The organism is Rhizobium giardinii bv. giardinii H152 (assembly GCF_000379605.1).
Lineage (GTDB): Bacteria > Pseudomonadota > Alphaproteobacteria > Rhizobiales > Rhizobiaceae > Pararhizobium > Pararhizobium giardinii.
In genome coordinates, this window is record NZ_KB902624.1 from 1 (window position 1) to 13,270 (window position 13,270).

General features: G+C 60.4%; 9 protein-coding genes and 1 pseudogene. 3 read left to right on the top strand and 7 right to left on the bottom strand.

What is annotated here, in order from left to right; genetic code table 11:
* Positions 1-323 (bottom strand): annotated as a pseudogene (locus tag A3AY_RS35045) (hypothetical protein); the annotation flags it as partial.
* 306 nt (positions 324-629) lie between these two features.
* Between A3AY_RS35045 and A3AY_RS0110930 the strand changes: the two are divergent.
* Positions 630-2,561: a methyl-accepting chemotaxis protein gene (locus tag A3AY_RS0110930; protein ID WP_026203325.1), complete on the top strand. Its 1,932-nt coding sequence runs from the start codon at positions 630-632 to the stop codon at positions 2,559-2,561.
* 1,199 nt (positions 2,562-3,760) lie between these two features.
* Here the strand turns inward: A3AY_RS0110930 and A3AY_RS0110935 are convergent.
* The 6 genes from A3AY_RS0110935 to A3AY_RS0110960 all read right to left on the bottom strand — a co-directional run bounded on the left by A3AY_RS0110935 (position 3,761) and on the right by A3AY_RS0110960 (position 8,870).
* Complete coding sequence (locus tag A3AY_RS0110935) at positions 3,761-4,222, bottom strand: MarR family winged helix-turn-helix transcriptional regulator (RefSeq protein WP_018325717.1); 462 nt, start codon at positions 4,220-4,222, stop codon at positions 3,761-3,763.
* Between the two features lie 139 nt (positions 4,223-4,361).
* Positions 4,362-5,393: a 2,5-dihydroxypyridine 5,6-dioxygenase NicX family protein gene (locus tag A3AY_RS0110940; protein WP_018325718.1), complete on the bottom strand. Its 1,032-nt coding sequence runs from the start codon at positions 5,391-5,393 to the stop codon at positions 4,362-4,364.
* Between the two features lie 44 nt (positions 5,394-5,437).
* Positions 5,438-6,079: an N-carbamoylsarcosine amidohydrolase gene (locus A3AY_RS0110945; protein WP_018325719.1), complete on the bottom strand. Its 642-nt coding sequence runs from the start codon at positions 6,077-6,079 to the stop codon at positions 5,438-5,440.
* Between the two features lie 10 nt (positions 6,080-6,089).
* Positions 6,090-6,842: a maleate cis-trans isomerase family protein gene (locus A3AY_RS0110950; protein ID WP_018325720.1), complete on the bottom strand. Its 753-nt coding sequence runs from the start codon at positions 6,840-6,842 to the stop codon at positions 6,090-6,092.
* Between the two features lie 88 nt (positions 6,843-6,930).
* A complete protein-coding gene (locus tag A3AY_RS0110955; RefSeq protein WP_018325721.1) occupies positions 6,931-7,737 on the bottom strand; it encodes an alpha/beta fold hydrolase in 807 nt (268 codons plus the stop codon).
* Positions 7,734-8,870 (bottom strand): FAD-dependent monooxygenase, encoded by a 1,137-nt coding sequence (locus A3AY_RS0110960; protein ID WP_018325722.1) that lies wholly within the window; start codon positions 8,868-8,870, stop codon positions 7,734-7,736. The genes A3AY_RS0110955 and A3AY_RS0110960 overlap by 4 nt, the downstream gene beginning before the upstream one ends.
* A 323-nt stretch (positions 8,871-9,193) precedes the next feature.
* Here A3AY_RS0110960 and A3AY_RS0110965 point away from each other — a divergent pair, with 323 nt between their 5' ends.
* Positions 9,194-9,736: a (2Fe-2S)-binding protein gene (locus A3AY_RS0110965; RefSeq protein WP_018325723.1), complete on the top strand. Its 543-nt coding sequence runs from the start codon at positions 9,194-9,196 to the stop codon at positions 9,734-9,736.
* Positions 9,733-13,269 carry a molybdopterin cofactor-binding domain-containing protein gene (locus tag A3AY_RS0110970; protein ID WP_018325724.1) on the top strand — a complete coding sequence of 1,179 codons (3,537 nt, stop codon included), beginning with the start codon at positions 9,733-9,735 and terminating at the stop codon, positions 13,267-13,269. Before A3AY_RS0110965 ends, A3AY_RS0110970 begins: the two co-directional genes overlap by 4 nt.
* The last annotated feature ends 1 nt before the right edge of the window (position 13,270 follow it).

Below are 13,270 nucleotides of genomic sequence, written 5' to 3' on the forward strand. Positions count from 1 at the left end.
AACTCATCGGCATGCAGGCCTTGGATCAATATGCCAACAGCCGAGCCGGCGAAAAACACTTCGTCACTCTTAAACCCGTCGCGGCCGATCTGTTGGGGAACCTTGTAGATCGCCGCACCCAGCGACGACGTGTCGGGCTTTGCGAGCTTTTCAGCAGCGTCGTAGATCTCGGTCGCCGATGTTATGGAGTATGGTGGATTGCAGAGGGCGGCATCAAAAAACCTCGGGTCGGATGTTGCTGCCATGGCGGAAGTGGCCTGCAGGAAAGTGACAATGGCGCCCGCGGCGAAAGCGCTACGGTGGCGGGACTTCGGTTTCAGCATGAGCAATCCTTTTGGGGGTGGAGGTTGTCGAGATTGAACGTACACGCACAGGCTGTTAAATGCCCATCCTCTTTTCCGCCGTTCACAGGAAAATGTCGCTCGGTTGCCATCGATGTCGCTAATTGAATGAAAACTTAAAAGAAAAGAAAGATTTTCACTTAATATTAGAAATGGCTTTTGGAATTGTAAAAAGTTGGTGCCGAGATGTATTCCGCGCCACCACTACCAGCGCGCCCAAGCAGAATGATTTTGCATCACGGGTTCTTGTTTGTTCCGCCGGACCACAGTCCAGCGATGGGAGGATCTATGTCTCGTCCGAAAATCAAAACAGCACTCGTGGGAATGCTTGTTGCTATCAGCATCATATTTGGGGGCTTTGCGTTTTACTCGGTAAATCGCCTCGAAGTCGTCAATAAATACGTCAGCGAGCTGGCAACCAACTGGATGCCGAGCCTTGCCTTGGCGAAGAATATGAGCGCCGACTTGAGCACTCTGCGCGTTGTGTACCGTGACCACCTCCTGTCCGTTGATGACGCGGGCAGGGAGCGTGCGGAGGCGAGAATAAAACAGACCGGCGAGGCTTTCCTTGTGCATTTGGTAGCATTCGAAAAGAACGCCACGAGCAAGAGCCAAACCAACCAGATCCGGGCGGAGGTGCAGCGCTACGACGCCGTCGGCGCTCGCGTCGTAACCGCCTCCCGTATGGGCAAGACCGACGAAGCCAAGAAAATACTTTGGTCGGAATTGGCGCCTCAGGCCGATAAGATCGTCAAGCAGGTGAGCGCCCTTGTGGAAACCGTCGAAGCCGGCGCCAAGGGAACCTATTCGAGCAGCCAAGTCGTCCATGACACGGCTCTGGTCGTAACGTTGATCGCCATCGGCTTGTGCGCCGTAGCGATCGGCGGTTCGATCTGGTTTGCTGTGTCGGGCATTGCCAGGCCGATCCAGACAATTACCGCTTCCATGAAGAATCTGGCACAAGGTAATTCAAATTCTGCGATTCCCTATGATGGGCGCGCCGACGAGATTGGTGACATGGCCGCTGCTGTCGAAGTGTTTCGCGTGAACGCTGTCGCTAATCAGCGCCTTGAACAGGAAGCCCATGCGCAGCGGAACCAGACTGAACAGGAACGGCGCAAGGTCGCCGAGGCCGAGCGGATAAAGGCTGATGCCATGGTTCACGCGACATCCGGTCTGGCCAACGGTTTGAAGCATCTCGCCAGCGGCGACCTCACTTTCCAGCTCTCTGAGCCCTTTGCCGCCGACTTTGAGAGCCTTCGCTCCGACTTCAACGCGGCGGTTGGACAGCTTGCCGAAACGTTGGGCTCGGTCGCTCAATCGACGGGTACCATCGACAATGGCACACGAGAAATCAGCCAGAGTGCGGAAGATCTGTCAAAGCGCACCGAGCAGCAGGCCGCCTCCCTTGAAGAAACCGCCGCTGCACTGGATCAGATCACCGCAAATGTCACCAATTCCTCCAAACGCGCCGATGAGGCACGGACGGTGGCGGTCGAAGCCAACAAGAGCGCTGCGGACTCCGGCAAGGTGGTTGCCGACGCGGTCAACGCCATGCAGAAGATCGAGCAGTCTTCAAACCAGATCGCCAGCATTATCGGCGTGATCGACGAGATCGCGTTTCAGACTAATCTGCTTGCCTTGAACGCAGGGGTTGAAGCAGCTCGTGCGGGAGATGCCGGCAAGGGCTTTGCAGTTGTGGCACAGGAAGTGCGTGAACTGGCGCAGCGCTCGGCGAAAGCGGCAAAAGAGATCAAGGATCTCATTCGCAACTCCAGCGCAGAGGTTCAGAGCGGCGTTAAGCTTGTCAGTGAAACCGGTCAAGCACTCAAGACGATCGAGGGTTACATCATCACGGTAAACCGGCATATGGATTCGATCGCCACCTCCGCTCGTGAGCAATCCATTGGCCTTGCCGAGGTGAACACCGCCGTCAACCAGATGGATCAGGTGACACAGCAGAACGCGGCGATGGTTGAAGAAACCAATGCAGCCAGCGCAACACTCGCCAATGAGGCTGGGCGGCTGCGCGAACTGATCAGCCAATTCCAGCTCGGGGGACAACGCTCACCGCAGACGATCACCGCCAGAAAACTGACAGGCCTGACATTTGCAAGCAATCAGCATAAGCCTGTCGGCTCGCCCGTGCGGCGAATGGCCAACTCGGTTGCCAAGGCGTTTGGCGGTGGGCTGGCGGCAAGTGCCAACGATAGCTTATGATGCAAGCTGCGTTTGCCTCTCCGACGACAAGCGACCAGATGCTTGAAGTCTCGGGAGTTTTGTGACGCTTTGACAGCACGTTCGGGTACCAGCACTGCCGCATCCCGTGTATCAGAGCGGAAGCGAACCCTGAGTCCCCGTTCTGTGCTCGCAGATCCTGTGGAATTTGCGCGATATCGCGACGGGCCCTTGGGTCGATACGGAACCAAGTCTTTTGGGACTACCGACATTTGTGTCAATCTGACTTCCCGCCGTCGCGCGGAATTGAGCCCGAGTCGACCGGCGCATAAGCAGACGCGCGCCGGTGTGGTCACCATTTGTGATTTCGACTCCATGAGCAGCATACGCGGCTTTGATCTTCTCCTTGGTCGCTTCTGTTGCGGTTCCCGTCGACCCAAAACGATGTACGGTCGAAAACGCGATTCCGGCATTTTGGGCCAAGTCTCTGACGGACCATTTCAACATCGCGCGAGCGGCTCTATTTGCTTCGGGTGTAAGTGCTGCCGCATTTCAAAAGATACCCGACGAGTTGCTCGTCAAACGCGGCATTCGGGCGCAGCATTTGAACAGCGGTTGCGCAGGCAACCAAGGTTTCCCTATTGACGGGGTTTGGACCCGCCTTCCAGGCATCGCGCGATAGGGAGCTTGGCCGCGGAGAAACGTTTCAAGATTGATTTCCGCATCGGCGAGTTACGAATCCATGATCTGACCCATTTTGCATGACGCGCCTCGTTTCCGCCGCCGGTTAAACTCACCTACGGTCGCCATTTTGTCCGGCAGCGCCACCATTCCGCTTGCGTAGCGGCAAGGCTCAGGAGAATGCGACCAATCTAAAGCGCGGCATTTGAAGCCCGACTTCTGAGGCGGTTCGCTCACCTGGATCCGCCAGGATTGATCAGTCCTGGAAGATTTGTGTGTTCGGTCATTGTATGGTGGTCAGGCGGTCTTCATAATACCCCCTTCGATTGCGCATCGCAGTCAGAGTGCGTCGATGCACAGGTGAGCTTTCAAGCCCGAGCGAGTTGATACCGTCTCTTCAGGTTGCCAGTCCAGACACTCCTTTCGGACTGCATATGCCGTGATACAGAATGTGGTGGCGACGTCTCCTTATGGCTGCCCCTACTGGTTTTTGATATCCGAGTGCAGTTAGCTAGCAACTATGACTGATAGATCCCCCCGGTTGGTGTGGAAGAGGTCACTCAGGTTTCCTCATCCTCGGAAATCTTCCGCAGCAGGTAGAGCAGCGCCACGCGTTCCGCGGGATTGAGCTTTTCCATGGTAAGATCGGTGATCAGGCTCGCCCGCGGATACATGGCGTCAAGAACATCCCTGCCGTCCGGCAGCAGCGACATGATGACTTTGCGTCCGTCTTGCGCGTCCTTTGAGACCTCGATCAGGCCTCGTGCCTTCAAGCGGTCAATGATACCCCTGATCGTCGCCTGATCGACGGCCGTGGCCTTGACGAGTTCGGCCTGAGAGCTCGGGCCGTTGTCGCGTAGCGCACAAAGCGTCACGAACTGCACGGAGGTGAGGTGCGGGTCGCTGGCGTTTTCCTGGAAGATAGCGAGGTGTTTTTGGTAGGCCTTGCGCATCAGGTGACCGACCTGATCGGTGAACCGGTAGCCGATTTGCCGATCCGGCTTCTCCTGCTCATCCGACATCTGGCCCGCCCTTTCAATTATTCGGTCCCGGATCGACGGGAGGCGTCGCCACATTTGCGACGATGCTCCCCGTGCTGTTGATTAGATTGCCCTTTCCGGAAGCGCAATCTCCGGCGTCAGCCCAAATGCTGCCGAACCTTCATTTCCAGTGGTACTGCATTTCCTTGAGAGCGATGTCGCCGTCGAGAACCATCGGCTCGTCGTCGAGGAATAGCGAGCAATTGCGCATCGGGATATCGAGATGGCAGGCGGTATCGTTCGGTCCGCCCAATTCGTTGTTCGGGCCGGTGGAGAACATCACGTTGCCGTAGAAGGAGCGGGCCTCCATGCCCATGCCGCCCGGGAATTCTCCGGGCACCATGCGATGCCACTTGGCGTTCTGGTTGAGGCCCCAGCCGACATGGCTCATGCCCATGCCGCGCGGGTCGTTGAAACCTGCCATGTAGGATTTCACCAGCTCGGCGTCGAGGCCGCCGCGAATGTCGGTGATCCAGCCGTTTTCGATCGTATAGATAATCGGGTCGCGAACGTAGATGTTCTGCGGCAACAGGATGTCGCCGGGGGCAACAACAATCGTGCCGTCGACGCCATCGTCGTCACCACCGGTGAACACAAAGCCGGACGGCCAATGGTCCCAGCGGCCCGGCTCGTCCGTGCACGCATATTCCGTGATGGCAGGATAAGTGTTGAGCTTGTAGGTGACATCCGTGCCGTGCTGGGAGGTGATCCGCATCACCTTCGCCTTGGACAGCAGTTCACCGGCGAATTCGACGCGCTCGCGCAGTTCCTTCGTCGGCAACATACGGGCAAGAAGCTCCGGCGGTTCCACAGCGGTGAGAATGCGCGTGCCGGACGCCTGGATCGCCATCTGTTCCGGGCTGAAGAGCAGGAATATACAATCGATCAGCATGTCGGCCGCCTTCAGGGCCTCGACGGCTTCCGGCATGGCTGCGAGGCCCGTCTGGCCGACCGCCCATGCACCTGCCGGCGGCACCGGCGGCAAACGCATATGGTACATCTTGGCGCCAAGCCGCATGCCTGCCGCCATGAATGCGTCGGCGTAATCGAGGCGCTCGTTGCCCTGGGTCAGGACGATGAGTTTTTCGCCCTCGTGGACGCCCGACATCTTCAATTGATGCAGGCAGATTTCCGTAAAGCTGAAATGATCCATGCTCGTTCCCTTATAGTGATTAAAGGCGTGGGTGTTTTGCCCCGTTACGGGCAGCCGAATTTGACTTTAGCGATTTCGGCAATCGCTTCCTCGCGCGCGACGACGTCCCCGTACTTGCTGTCGATGTCGAAGAGATTGGCATTGTGCGGATCGGGATGGCGATCTCCGACGCAGTCGCGAACGACGATTGTGCGGAAACCGTGCTGGACGGCATCCACCGCGCTGGCGCGGATGCAGCCGCTCGTCGAGCACCCTGCGAGCACGACGGTGTCGATGCCCTGTGCATGGAGATGCGAGGCGAGGCTGGTGCCGAAGAAGGCGCTGGCATACTGCTTGACGATGACGAGTTCGCCAGCCCCCGGCTGGACCTCGTCGCAGAATTCCGCCAGTACGTTGCCCTCGACCATGGCCTTCATGACCGGCGACTTCTTCACCCACATGCCGCCATCGGCGCAATTTTCCGCCAGGTAGAGGATGCGCGTGTGGATGACCGGCACGCCGGCGGCGCGGGCGGCGTCGATCAGTTCCGGCGTCCTGGCAACCGCTTCGACCACGCCGGGCGCATAGAGCGGCGCACCCTCGATCGTGTAGGCCTTGAGGAAATCGATGACGAGAAGGGCGGGGCGCTGGCCAAAGCCGATGCGGTTGCCCCAGACACCCTGATAATTGGCTTCGGCGCTCTGCATGATGTTCTCTTCAGTATGCGCCGGACAGTAGCGCGCCGGCCCCCGGCGAAACTGCTTCCAGTCCGAGCGATTTCAACATGCAATAGGTGGTTGCTGCGGCAGCCGTGATCACCGGCTTTCCGGTCATCGCCTCGACCTTGGCGATCACAGGCAGGGATGGCATCTGCACGCAGGCCGAAAGCACGATCACATCGACGTCCGTCAAATCCAGCATTTGCACAATGGCCGGCAGGTTTTCCGGATCGTGGCGGGCAACATCCAGATTGTCGGGAATTTCCAGCGCCCGCCAGTCCATGACTTCGAAACCTTCCTCGCGGATATAATTGACGACGAGTTCGGTCAACGGCTTCATGTAGGGCGCGACGACGGCGATCTTCTTCGCCTTCATCACCTTCAGCCCCTCGATCAGCGCGCCGGCGCTGGTCACGACCGGAATGTTCGTGCCTTCGTCGATCGTGCGGCCGGTCAGGCGTTTTTCCGATTGACGATGATAGCCGAGCCCCATGGCCATGATGGCGACTAGGCAGGCATAACCGAGGACATCGACGCGGGCATCCGACAGCTCGATCGCGCAACGGTCGGATTCAGCGTCCATCGCCGCCAGTTCTTCCTTCACGACTCTCTTCATGCGCATGCGGCTGGAGTGGAAGGTGAAACGTTCGGGACGAATCGACTGTCGTGCCATCAGCATGGCCGGAATTTCCGTTTCCATTGTCGTGTTGGAGCTCGGCACGATCTGGCCGATCCGATAGGGTTTCTGCACGGGTGGGCTCCTTTGATGGATGGGCGGACGCGCATAGGCGCTCTCTGCATCAATAAAAATGGCGGACCAAAAGGCCCACCATCGGTCACTATCGGGCCAGGAAATCTCCAAGCGCATTGAAAAAGCCGTCGAAATCGTCCCATGGAATCATGTGGCCGGCATTTGCCACATGGGTCATTTCGATTGCGGGATTAAGCGCGCGGATTTCCGCCTCGTCTTCCGGCGCGATCACGCCGCCGCGTCCCGCGATCATCAGCATTGCAGGCTGCTTCAGCGCCTTGAAATCGGGAAAGATATCGTCCGAATGAAAATCCTCGAATGCGGTGACGATGGCGGGCTCGTAGCAGGTGTGCAGCCATTCGGCGCGAAGCCGCAACTGGTCCTCGCTCCAGGTCGGGCAAAAGGCCCTCATGCCCTCCGCATCGATGCCTTTCATCGCAAGGCGGATGGAATCGACATACCAGGGCAGTTTGCTCGGATAAGGTCGGCGGCCAGGACCAGAAACCGGCGGATCGATCAAAGCGAGACGTGAAAAGCCGTTCTTGCCGGATACTGCTGCCCGCATCGCGATGCGCGCGCCCATGGAATGTCCCAGAAGGGAGGGAGCGGAAAGACCGAGTGCATCGGCAAAACCGACGACGTCGGCGGCCATGGCATCGAGGCCATAGTCGAGATCAGGGCCGGTAGAGGACAGGCCGCGGCCGCGGACGTCGAGCACGTAGACATCATGGCGTTCCGCCAGCCGCTCGGCGACGAAGCCCCAGGTGATCGCCGGGCTCGTAATGCCCGGAATGAGGATCACGGCAAAGGCGGATCCTGTGCTGCGATAATGCAGGTAATGCTGGCGAATGCCGTTGGCGAAGACATTGCCGCCGTTGGGGAGGGCCGCGCTCATGCGACGCTCTTGTCCCGGAGCGGCTGGGCGTAGACGTCATAGCCGTAAACCCATGAGGGGTCTTCCTGCGTGAGCAGGAACGTGTTGGCGTTAGAGACGGTTTGCACGCGCGTAGCGCGCTCACGACGGTTCGCCTCGTAGAGCGCGAAGGCCTCGGCATAGGCGTTGGCACCGGTTTCCTCAAGGCAACGCGTCAGCATCGCCGCGTCCTCGATCGCCATGGCGGCACCCTGCGCCATGTGCGGCTTCATCGGATGGCAGGCGTCGCCAAGCAGGACCATGCGGCCCTGGCTCCAGAGCGGCAGCGGGTTGCGGTTGAACAGAGGCCACTTGGTGACGTCGTCCGTCGCCTCGATCAGCGCCTGGACCACCGGATGATAGCCCGCAAAAGCCTCGAACATCTCTTCCCGGCTGCTCTGCACGAAAGCCCCATCGAATTCCCATGCGGCATGAGGCACGCCCGTGACGTAGTAATATTCGTCACGACGGCCGGTGGTGTAATAGACCATCATATGCCGGTCCGGCCCCCACCACTTTACGCAGTCTTCGAAAGTGAGATCGAACTTCGTCAGCTTTTCCGCCGTAATCATGGCGCGATGCCCGACCCAGCCGCTGTAATTCGGCTTTTCGGCACCCAGCAATGTTTCGCGGACGCGCGAATTGATCCCGTCGGCGCCGATGACGATGGCCGCGCGGGCTGACGTGCCGTCCTGGAATTCCAGATAAACGTCGGAGCCGTTGTCCTCAAGCCGCGTCAAACGCTTGTTGAACTGGACCGTGCCGGGCGCCATTGTGTCCATTTGCAGGGCGGACAGGTCCCCACGATGCACCGTGCAGTAGGTTGCCCCGTACCCTTCGAGCGGAATGCGGGACAGGTATTCGCCGGTCAGGCCATTGCGGCTGAACCAATGGCTCGGCGTGCTGCTGATATCGATCAGTTTTTGGTCCATGCCGATGCGCTGGAAGATCTTGAGGACGTTCGGCCCCATATGAATTCCGGCGCCAAGGCGGGTGAAGCTCGGTGCCTGCTCGTAGATTTTCACGTCGAAGCCGGCGGACTGGAGAAGCGCGCCCGCCGCCGCCCCGCCGAGACCTGCGCCGATGATTGCGATCGCCTGCTTCTCCTGTGCCATGGGCTGTCCTTCGCGGCAAATGAACGGTGTGGTCGAGTTAATAAGTGTATACGCTATAAAAAGCAAGCAAAAAATTCCGGTAGTCAGCCGAATTTGTGCCAAATAACTAGCCAATACGCTGCAAAAGCGGGCAATACCCGAGGTCTCGCCTTGCGTAATTCTACTTGAAAGGTGACATTTTTAAGCGTATACACTTTTTATCGTGGATGCAGGAAGCGGGTGCCGATATGGGTGTTGCCGGTGCGGAAAGGGGTGGAGATGGCTGCTGATACTCCTTCCACTGTGTTCGCTTTGCTCTTGTCTCGTTGCCGGAGTATCTCTGTATGAGCGAGGTCTTCCGGATCGATGTCAATGGTTCAACGCATACCGTCGAGGCAGATCCGAAGACGCCGCTTCTTTATATCTTGAGAAATGATCTCGCGCTGAACGGACCGAAATTCGGGTGCGGCCTGGGCGAGTGCGGCGCCTGCTCCGTCCTGATCGATGAACGGGCCGTCCGCGCGTGCACCATTCCGCTTTTAGCCGTCGGGTCACGCCGCGTGACCACGCTGGAGGGGCTTGGTGATGAGGGCAATCTTCACCCCGTCCAGCAAGCTTTCATAGACGCCGCAGCCGCGCAATGCGGCTATTGCCTGAACGGCATGATCATTGCGACCGTCGCGTTGCTCAAGCGCAATCCCACGCCGGGCGAGGCGGATATCCGCGAGGAGCTTCGCCACAATCTATGTCGCTGCGGAACGCATATCGAAATTCTCGCGGCCGTCCGGCGCGCGGCCGGGCTGTCACAGGCGGCTGAACAGCGCAAGACGGGTCGCAGGGCCGCCATCGTCGAAGGAGCGGCCGGGACATTGGAGCGGCAACAATGACGGTGGATCGCGAAACGTCGAGGGATGCCCAACTTTCAGGGGAAGAACTGCTCGCGGTCTTGTCGCCCGTCGTGAACGGGGAGGAAGAGCTCTATCTGACGATCGGCTCTGACGGGCTTGTCACCGCCTTTAATGGCCATGTCGATCTCGGCACCGGTATACGCACGTCGCTTGCCCAGATTGTCGCCGAGGAATTGTGCGTGCCGTTCGAGCAGGTGCAGATGGTGCTCGGAGCCACGTCGGTCGCGCCGAACCAGGGGGCGACGATCGCAAGCGAGACGATCCAGGTCACGGCCATGCCCTTGCGCCTGGCTGCGGCGACGGCGCGAGCCTTCCTGCTGGAGAAGGCTGCGCGTCTGCATGGTTTGCCGGTCGAAAGTCTCGTTGTCGAAGACGGGATCATCCGGACCGCGACGCTCGAAAACTGGAGCCTGACCTTCGCCGATCTCGTCAGTGGCGATCATGTCCGCCTGGCTATCGACCCCGATGCCTCGCTGAAGCCGGTTTCCGACTATCGTATCGTCGGCACATCGCATCCGCGGGTAGACATTCCGCAAAAGGCCACCGGGCGCTGGACCTATGTGCATGATGTGCGCGTCCCAGGCATGCTGCATGGCCGCGTGGTACGCCCGCCCTATGCCGGCTTCGATCACGGCGAACACGTCGGGACGAGCTTGATATCGATCGACGAAGCATCGGTTGCCGATGTTGCCGGGCTGGTTGCGGTCGTCGCCATTGGCGATTTCGTCGGAGTGGTGGCGACGCGCGAGGAAAACGCGGCTCTGGCTGCAAAGAAGCTCAAAGTGCTGTGGCGCGCCGCGCCGGAACGCCCGGATCTCAACGCGCCGGAAGAGGCACTGCGCGCAAACCCTTCAACGCCGCGAAAGCTCGCTGATCGCGGCAATGTCGATCTGGCGCTGGCCGGCGCCGCCACTGCGATGGATCGGACCTATGTCTGGCCCTACCAGATGCACGCCTCGATCGGCCCCTCCTGCGCCGTCGCGGATTTTCGTGAAGAAGGTCTGACGGTCTGGTCCGGCACGCAAAACCCTTTCCCGATGCGCCGCGACCTGTCTATCCTCCTCGATATGCCCGAGGACCGGATCGTGGTGGAGCGGCTCGAGGCGGCCGGCTGCTACGGGCGCAACTGCGCCGACGACGTGACGGCGGATGCAGCGCTCCTGTCACGGGCAGTCAATGCGCCTGTCCGCGTTCAGCTTACCCGGGAGCAGGAGCATGCCTGGGAGCCGAAGGGTGCCGCCCAGGTGATCGATGTGCGCGGCGGTCTCGATATCGACGGCGGTCCGTCGGCCTATGATTTCGAAACGCGGTATCCCTCCAATCTCGCGCCGACGCTTCCGCTCATCCTGACTGGCAAGATACCGGCTGCGCCCGATACGCTGCAGATGGGCGACCGCACTGCGATCCCGCCCTATGCCTATGGCAACCTGCGCGTCACCGTGCATGACATGCCGCCGATCGCCCGAGCCTCCTGGTTTCGCGGCGTCTCTGCCATGCCGAATACGTTTGCGCATGAATCCTATGTCGATGAACTGGCGACGGCGGCCGGCGTCGATCCGATCGAATACCGGCTGCGCTACCTGCAGGACCCGCGCGCCATCGATCTCGTACATGCCGTCGCCGAGCGCGCAAACTGGGTGCCGCACACCAAACCCGGCACTCTGGGTGGCGAGGGTGACCTGCTCTACGGGCGCGGCTTTGCCTATGCCGTCTACGTGCACGGCAAGTTTCCCGGAACCGCTGCAGCCTGGGCCGCCTGGGTCACCGATGTCGCCGTCAACCGCAGGACCGGGGAGATCGCCGTCACCAAGGTGATCTGCGCCCAGGATTCCGGCCTGATGATCAATCCGGATGGCGTGCGCCACCAGATCCACGGCAACATCATCCAGTCCACCAGCCGGGTGCTGAAGGAAAAGGTTGATTTCTCCTCGACGGCTGTCACCTCGAAGGAATGGGGCGGCTATTCGCTGATCACCTTCCCGGACGTACCCGAGATCGACGTCCTGATGATCCCGCGCCCGAACGAGCCGCCGCTGGGTGTCGGTGAATCCGCCTCCGTTCCGAGCGCAGCCGCGATCGCTAATGCCGTCTTCGACGCAACCGGCATCCGCTTCCGCGAACTGCCGCTGACGCCGGAGCGCGTGTTGGCCGGGCTGAACGGCGGCGGGCAGGCGGAGAAGCCCGTGCAGCGGAAACGTTCCGCCTGGTGGAAGTTCGGCCTGCCGATTGCGGGTGGTCTTGCGGCCGTTACCGGCCTGCTCACCATGGGCTCCCCATGGCGGCCGGCGATCAGCCCGATCGAACGACCGGATGCGAATGTTTACAGCAGCGTCACGATCGAGCGGGGCCGGCTGGTGGCTGCGGCCGGCGCCTGCAATGTCTGCCACATTGGCACGGATGGTCTCGCCTTTGCCGGCGGTCGCCGTTTCGATACGCCGTTCGGCGCCGTGTACGCGACGAATATCACCCCGGATGTGGAAAACGGCATCGGCGGCTGGTCCTATCCGGCCTTCGAGCGTGCCATGCGACAGGGGGTCAGCCGTGACGGCCACCATCTTTATCCGGCGCACCCCTATACGTCCTTTGCCGGTGCCGAGGATGCCGATCTGCAGGCGCTCTACGCCTATATGACGACACAGGCACCGGTGTCGGAAAAGCCGACCGAAACGAAGCTGAAATTCCCCTTCGGCATCCGCGCCCTGATGGCCGGCTGGAACGCTATGTTCCTGAAAACCGCGCCCTTCCAGTATAACAAGGCTGAGGATGCCGAGTGGAACCGGGGCGCCTATCTGGTGGAAACGCTCGGTCACTGTTCGGCCTGCCACACGCAGCGCAACGTGCTCGGGGCGGAAAAAGGCGGCAAGGCTTTCCTGTCGGGCGGATTTGCCGACGGCTGGGAGGCGCCTGCGCTGAATGCTTCTGCGAAAAGTCCCGTTTCCTGGACGGAGCAGGCTTTCTACGACTATCTGCGCAGCGGTCACGCGCGCGATCATGGCAGCGCCGCCGGTCCTATGGCAGACGTCATTTCGGCGCTGGCGCCCTTGCCCGATGCGGATATCCGCGCCATGGCGGCCTATCTGGCCAAGGGGAGCGCAACGGTTGCCGAGAAAAGTGCTACGGCCGAGATGGTGGTTGCAGCAAGCGTTGCGGCGCAGGCCGATGCGGCCCGTCTGGCGCCGAAGGGCGCGCGGATCTTCGAGGGTGCCTGCGCCTCCTGCCATACGGGAACGAATGCGCTTTCGTCGCTGGCGCTCAACAGCAACCTGCACAGCGACAGCCCGGACAATCTTCTTCAGGCCATCCTCAACGGTGTCGAAGCGCCGGCCATCCTGGCGCAGACTACGGGACGCGAGACGCCGGAGATCATGTCGATGCCGGGCTTCCGCGATACGCTCGACGAACAGCAGATCGCGGATCTTGCCGCCTATCTGCGGGCGCGGTTCGCTCCGGGCAAGGCTTCCTGGGACGGGATCGGCGACGTCCTGCGGCGCGTCGGCTCGGTGGTGCACTAAG

Bases quoted from the DNA above. Each gene is read 5' to 3' on its own strand.
- A3AY_RS0110930 (WP_026203325.1), top strand. From the start codon at position 630: ATGTCTCGTCCGAAAATCAAAACAGCACTCGTGGGAATGCTTGTTGCT.
- A3AY_RS0110935 (WP_018325717.1), bottom strand. From the start codon at position 4,222: ATGTCGGATGAGCAGGAGAAGCCGGATCGGCAAATCGGCTACCGGTTC.
- A3AY_RS0110940 (WP_018325718.1), bottom strand. From the start codon at position 5,393: ATGGATCATTTCAGCTTTACGGAAATCTGCCTGCATCAATTGAAGATG.
- A3AY_RS0110945 (WP_018325719.1), bottom strand. From the start codon at position 6,079: ATGCAGAGCGCCGAAGCCAATTATCAGGGTGTCTGGGGCAACCGCATC.
- A3AY_RS0110955 (WP_018325721.1), bottom strand. From the start codon at position 7,737: ATGAGCGCGGCCCTCCCCAACGGCGGCAATGTCTTCGCCAACGGCATT.
- A3AY_RS0110960 (WP_018325722.1), bottom strand. From the start codon at position 8,870: ATGGCACAGGAGAAGCAGGCGATCGCAATCATCGGCGCAGGTCTCGGC.
- A3AY_RS0110965 (WP_018325723.1), top strand. From the start codon at position 9,194: ATGAGCGAGGTCTTCCGGATCGATGTCAATGGTTCAACGCATACCGTC.
- A3AY_RS0110970 (WP_018325724.1), top strand. From the start codon at position 9,733: ATGACGGTGGATCGCGAAACGTCGAGGGATGCCCAACTTTCAGGGGAA.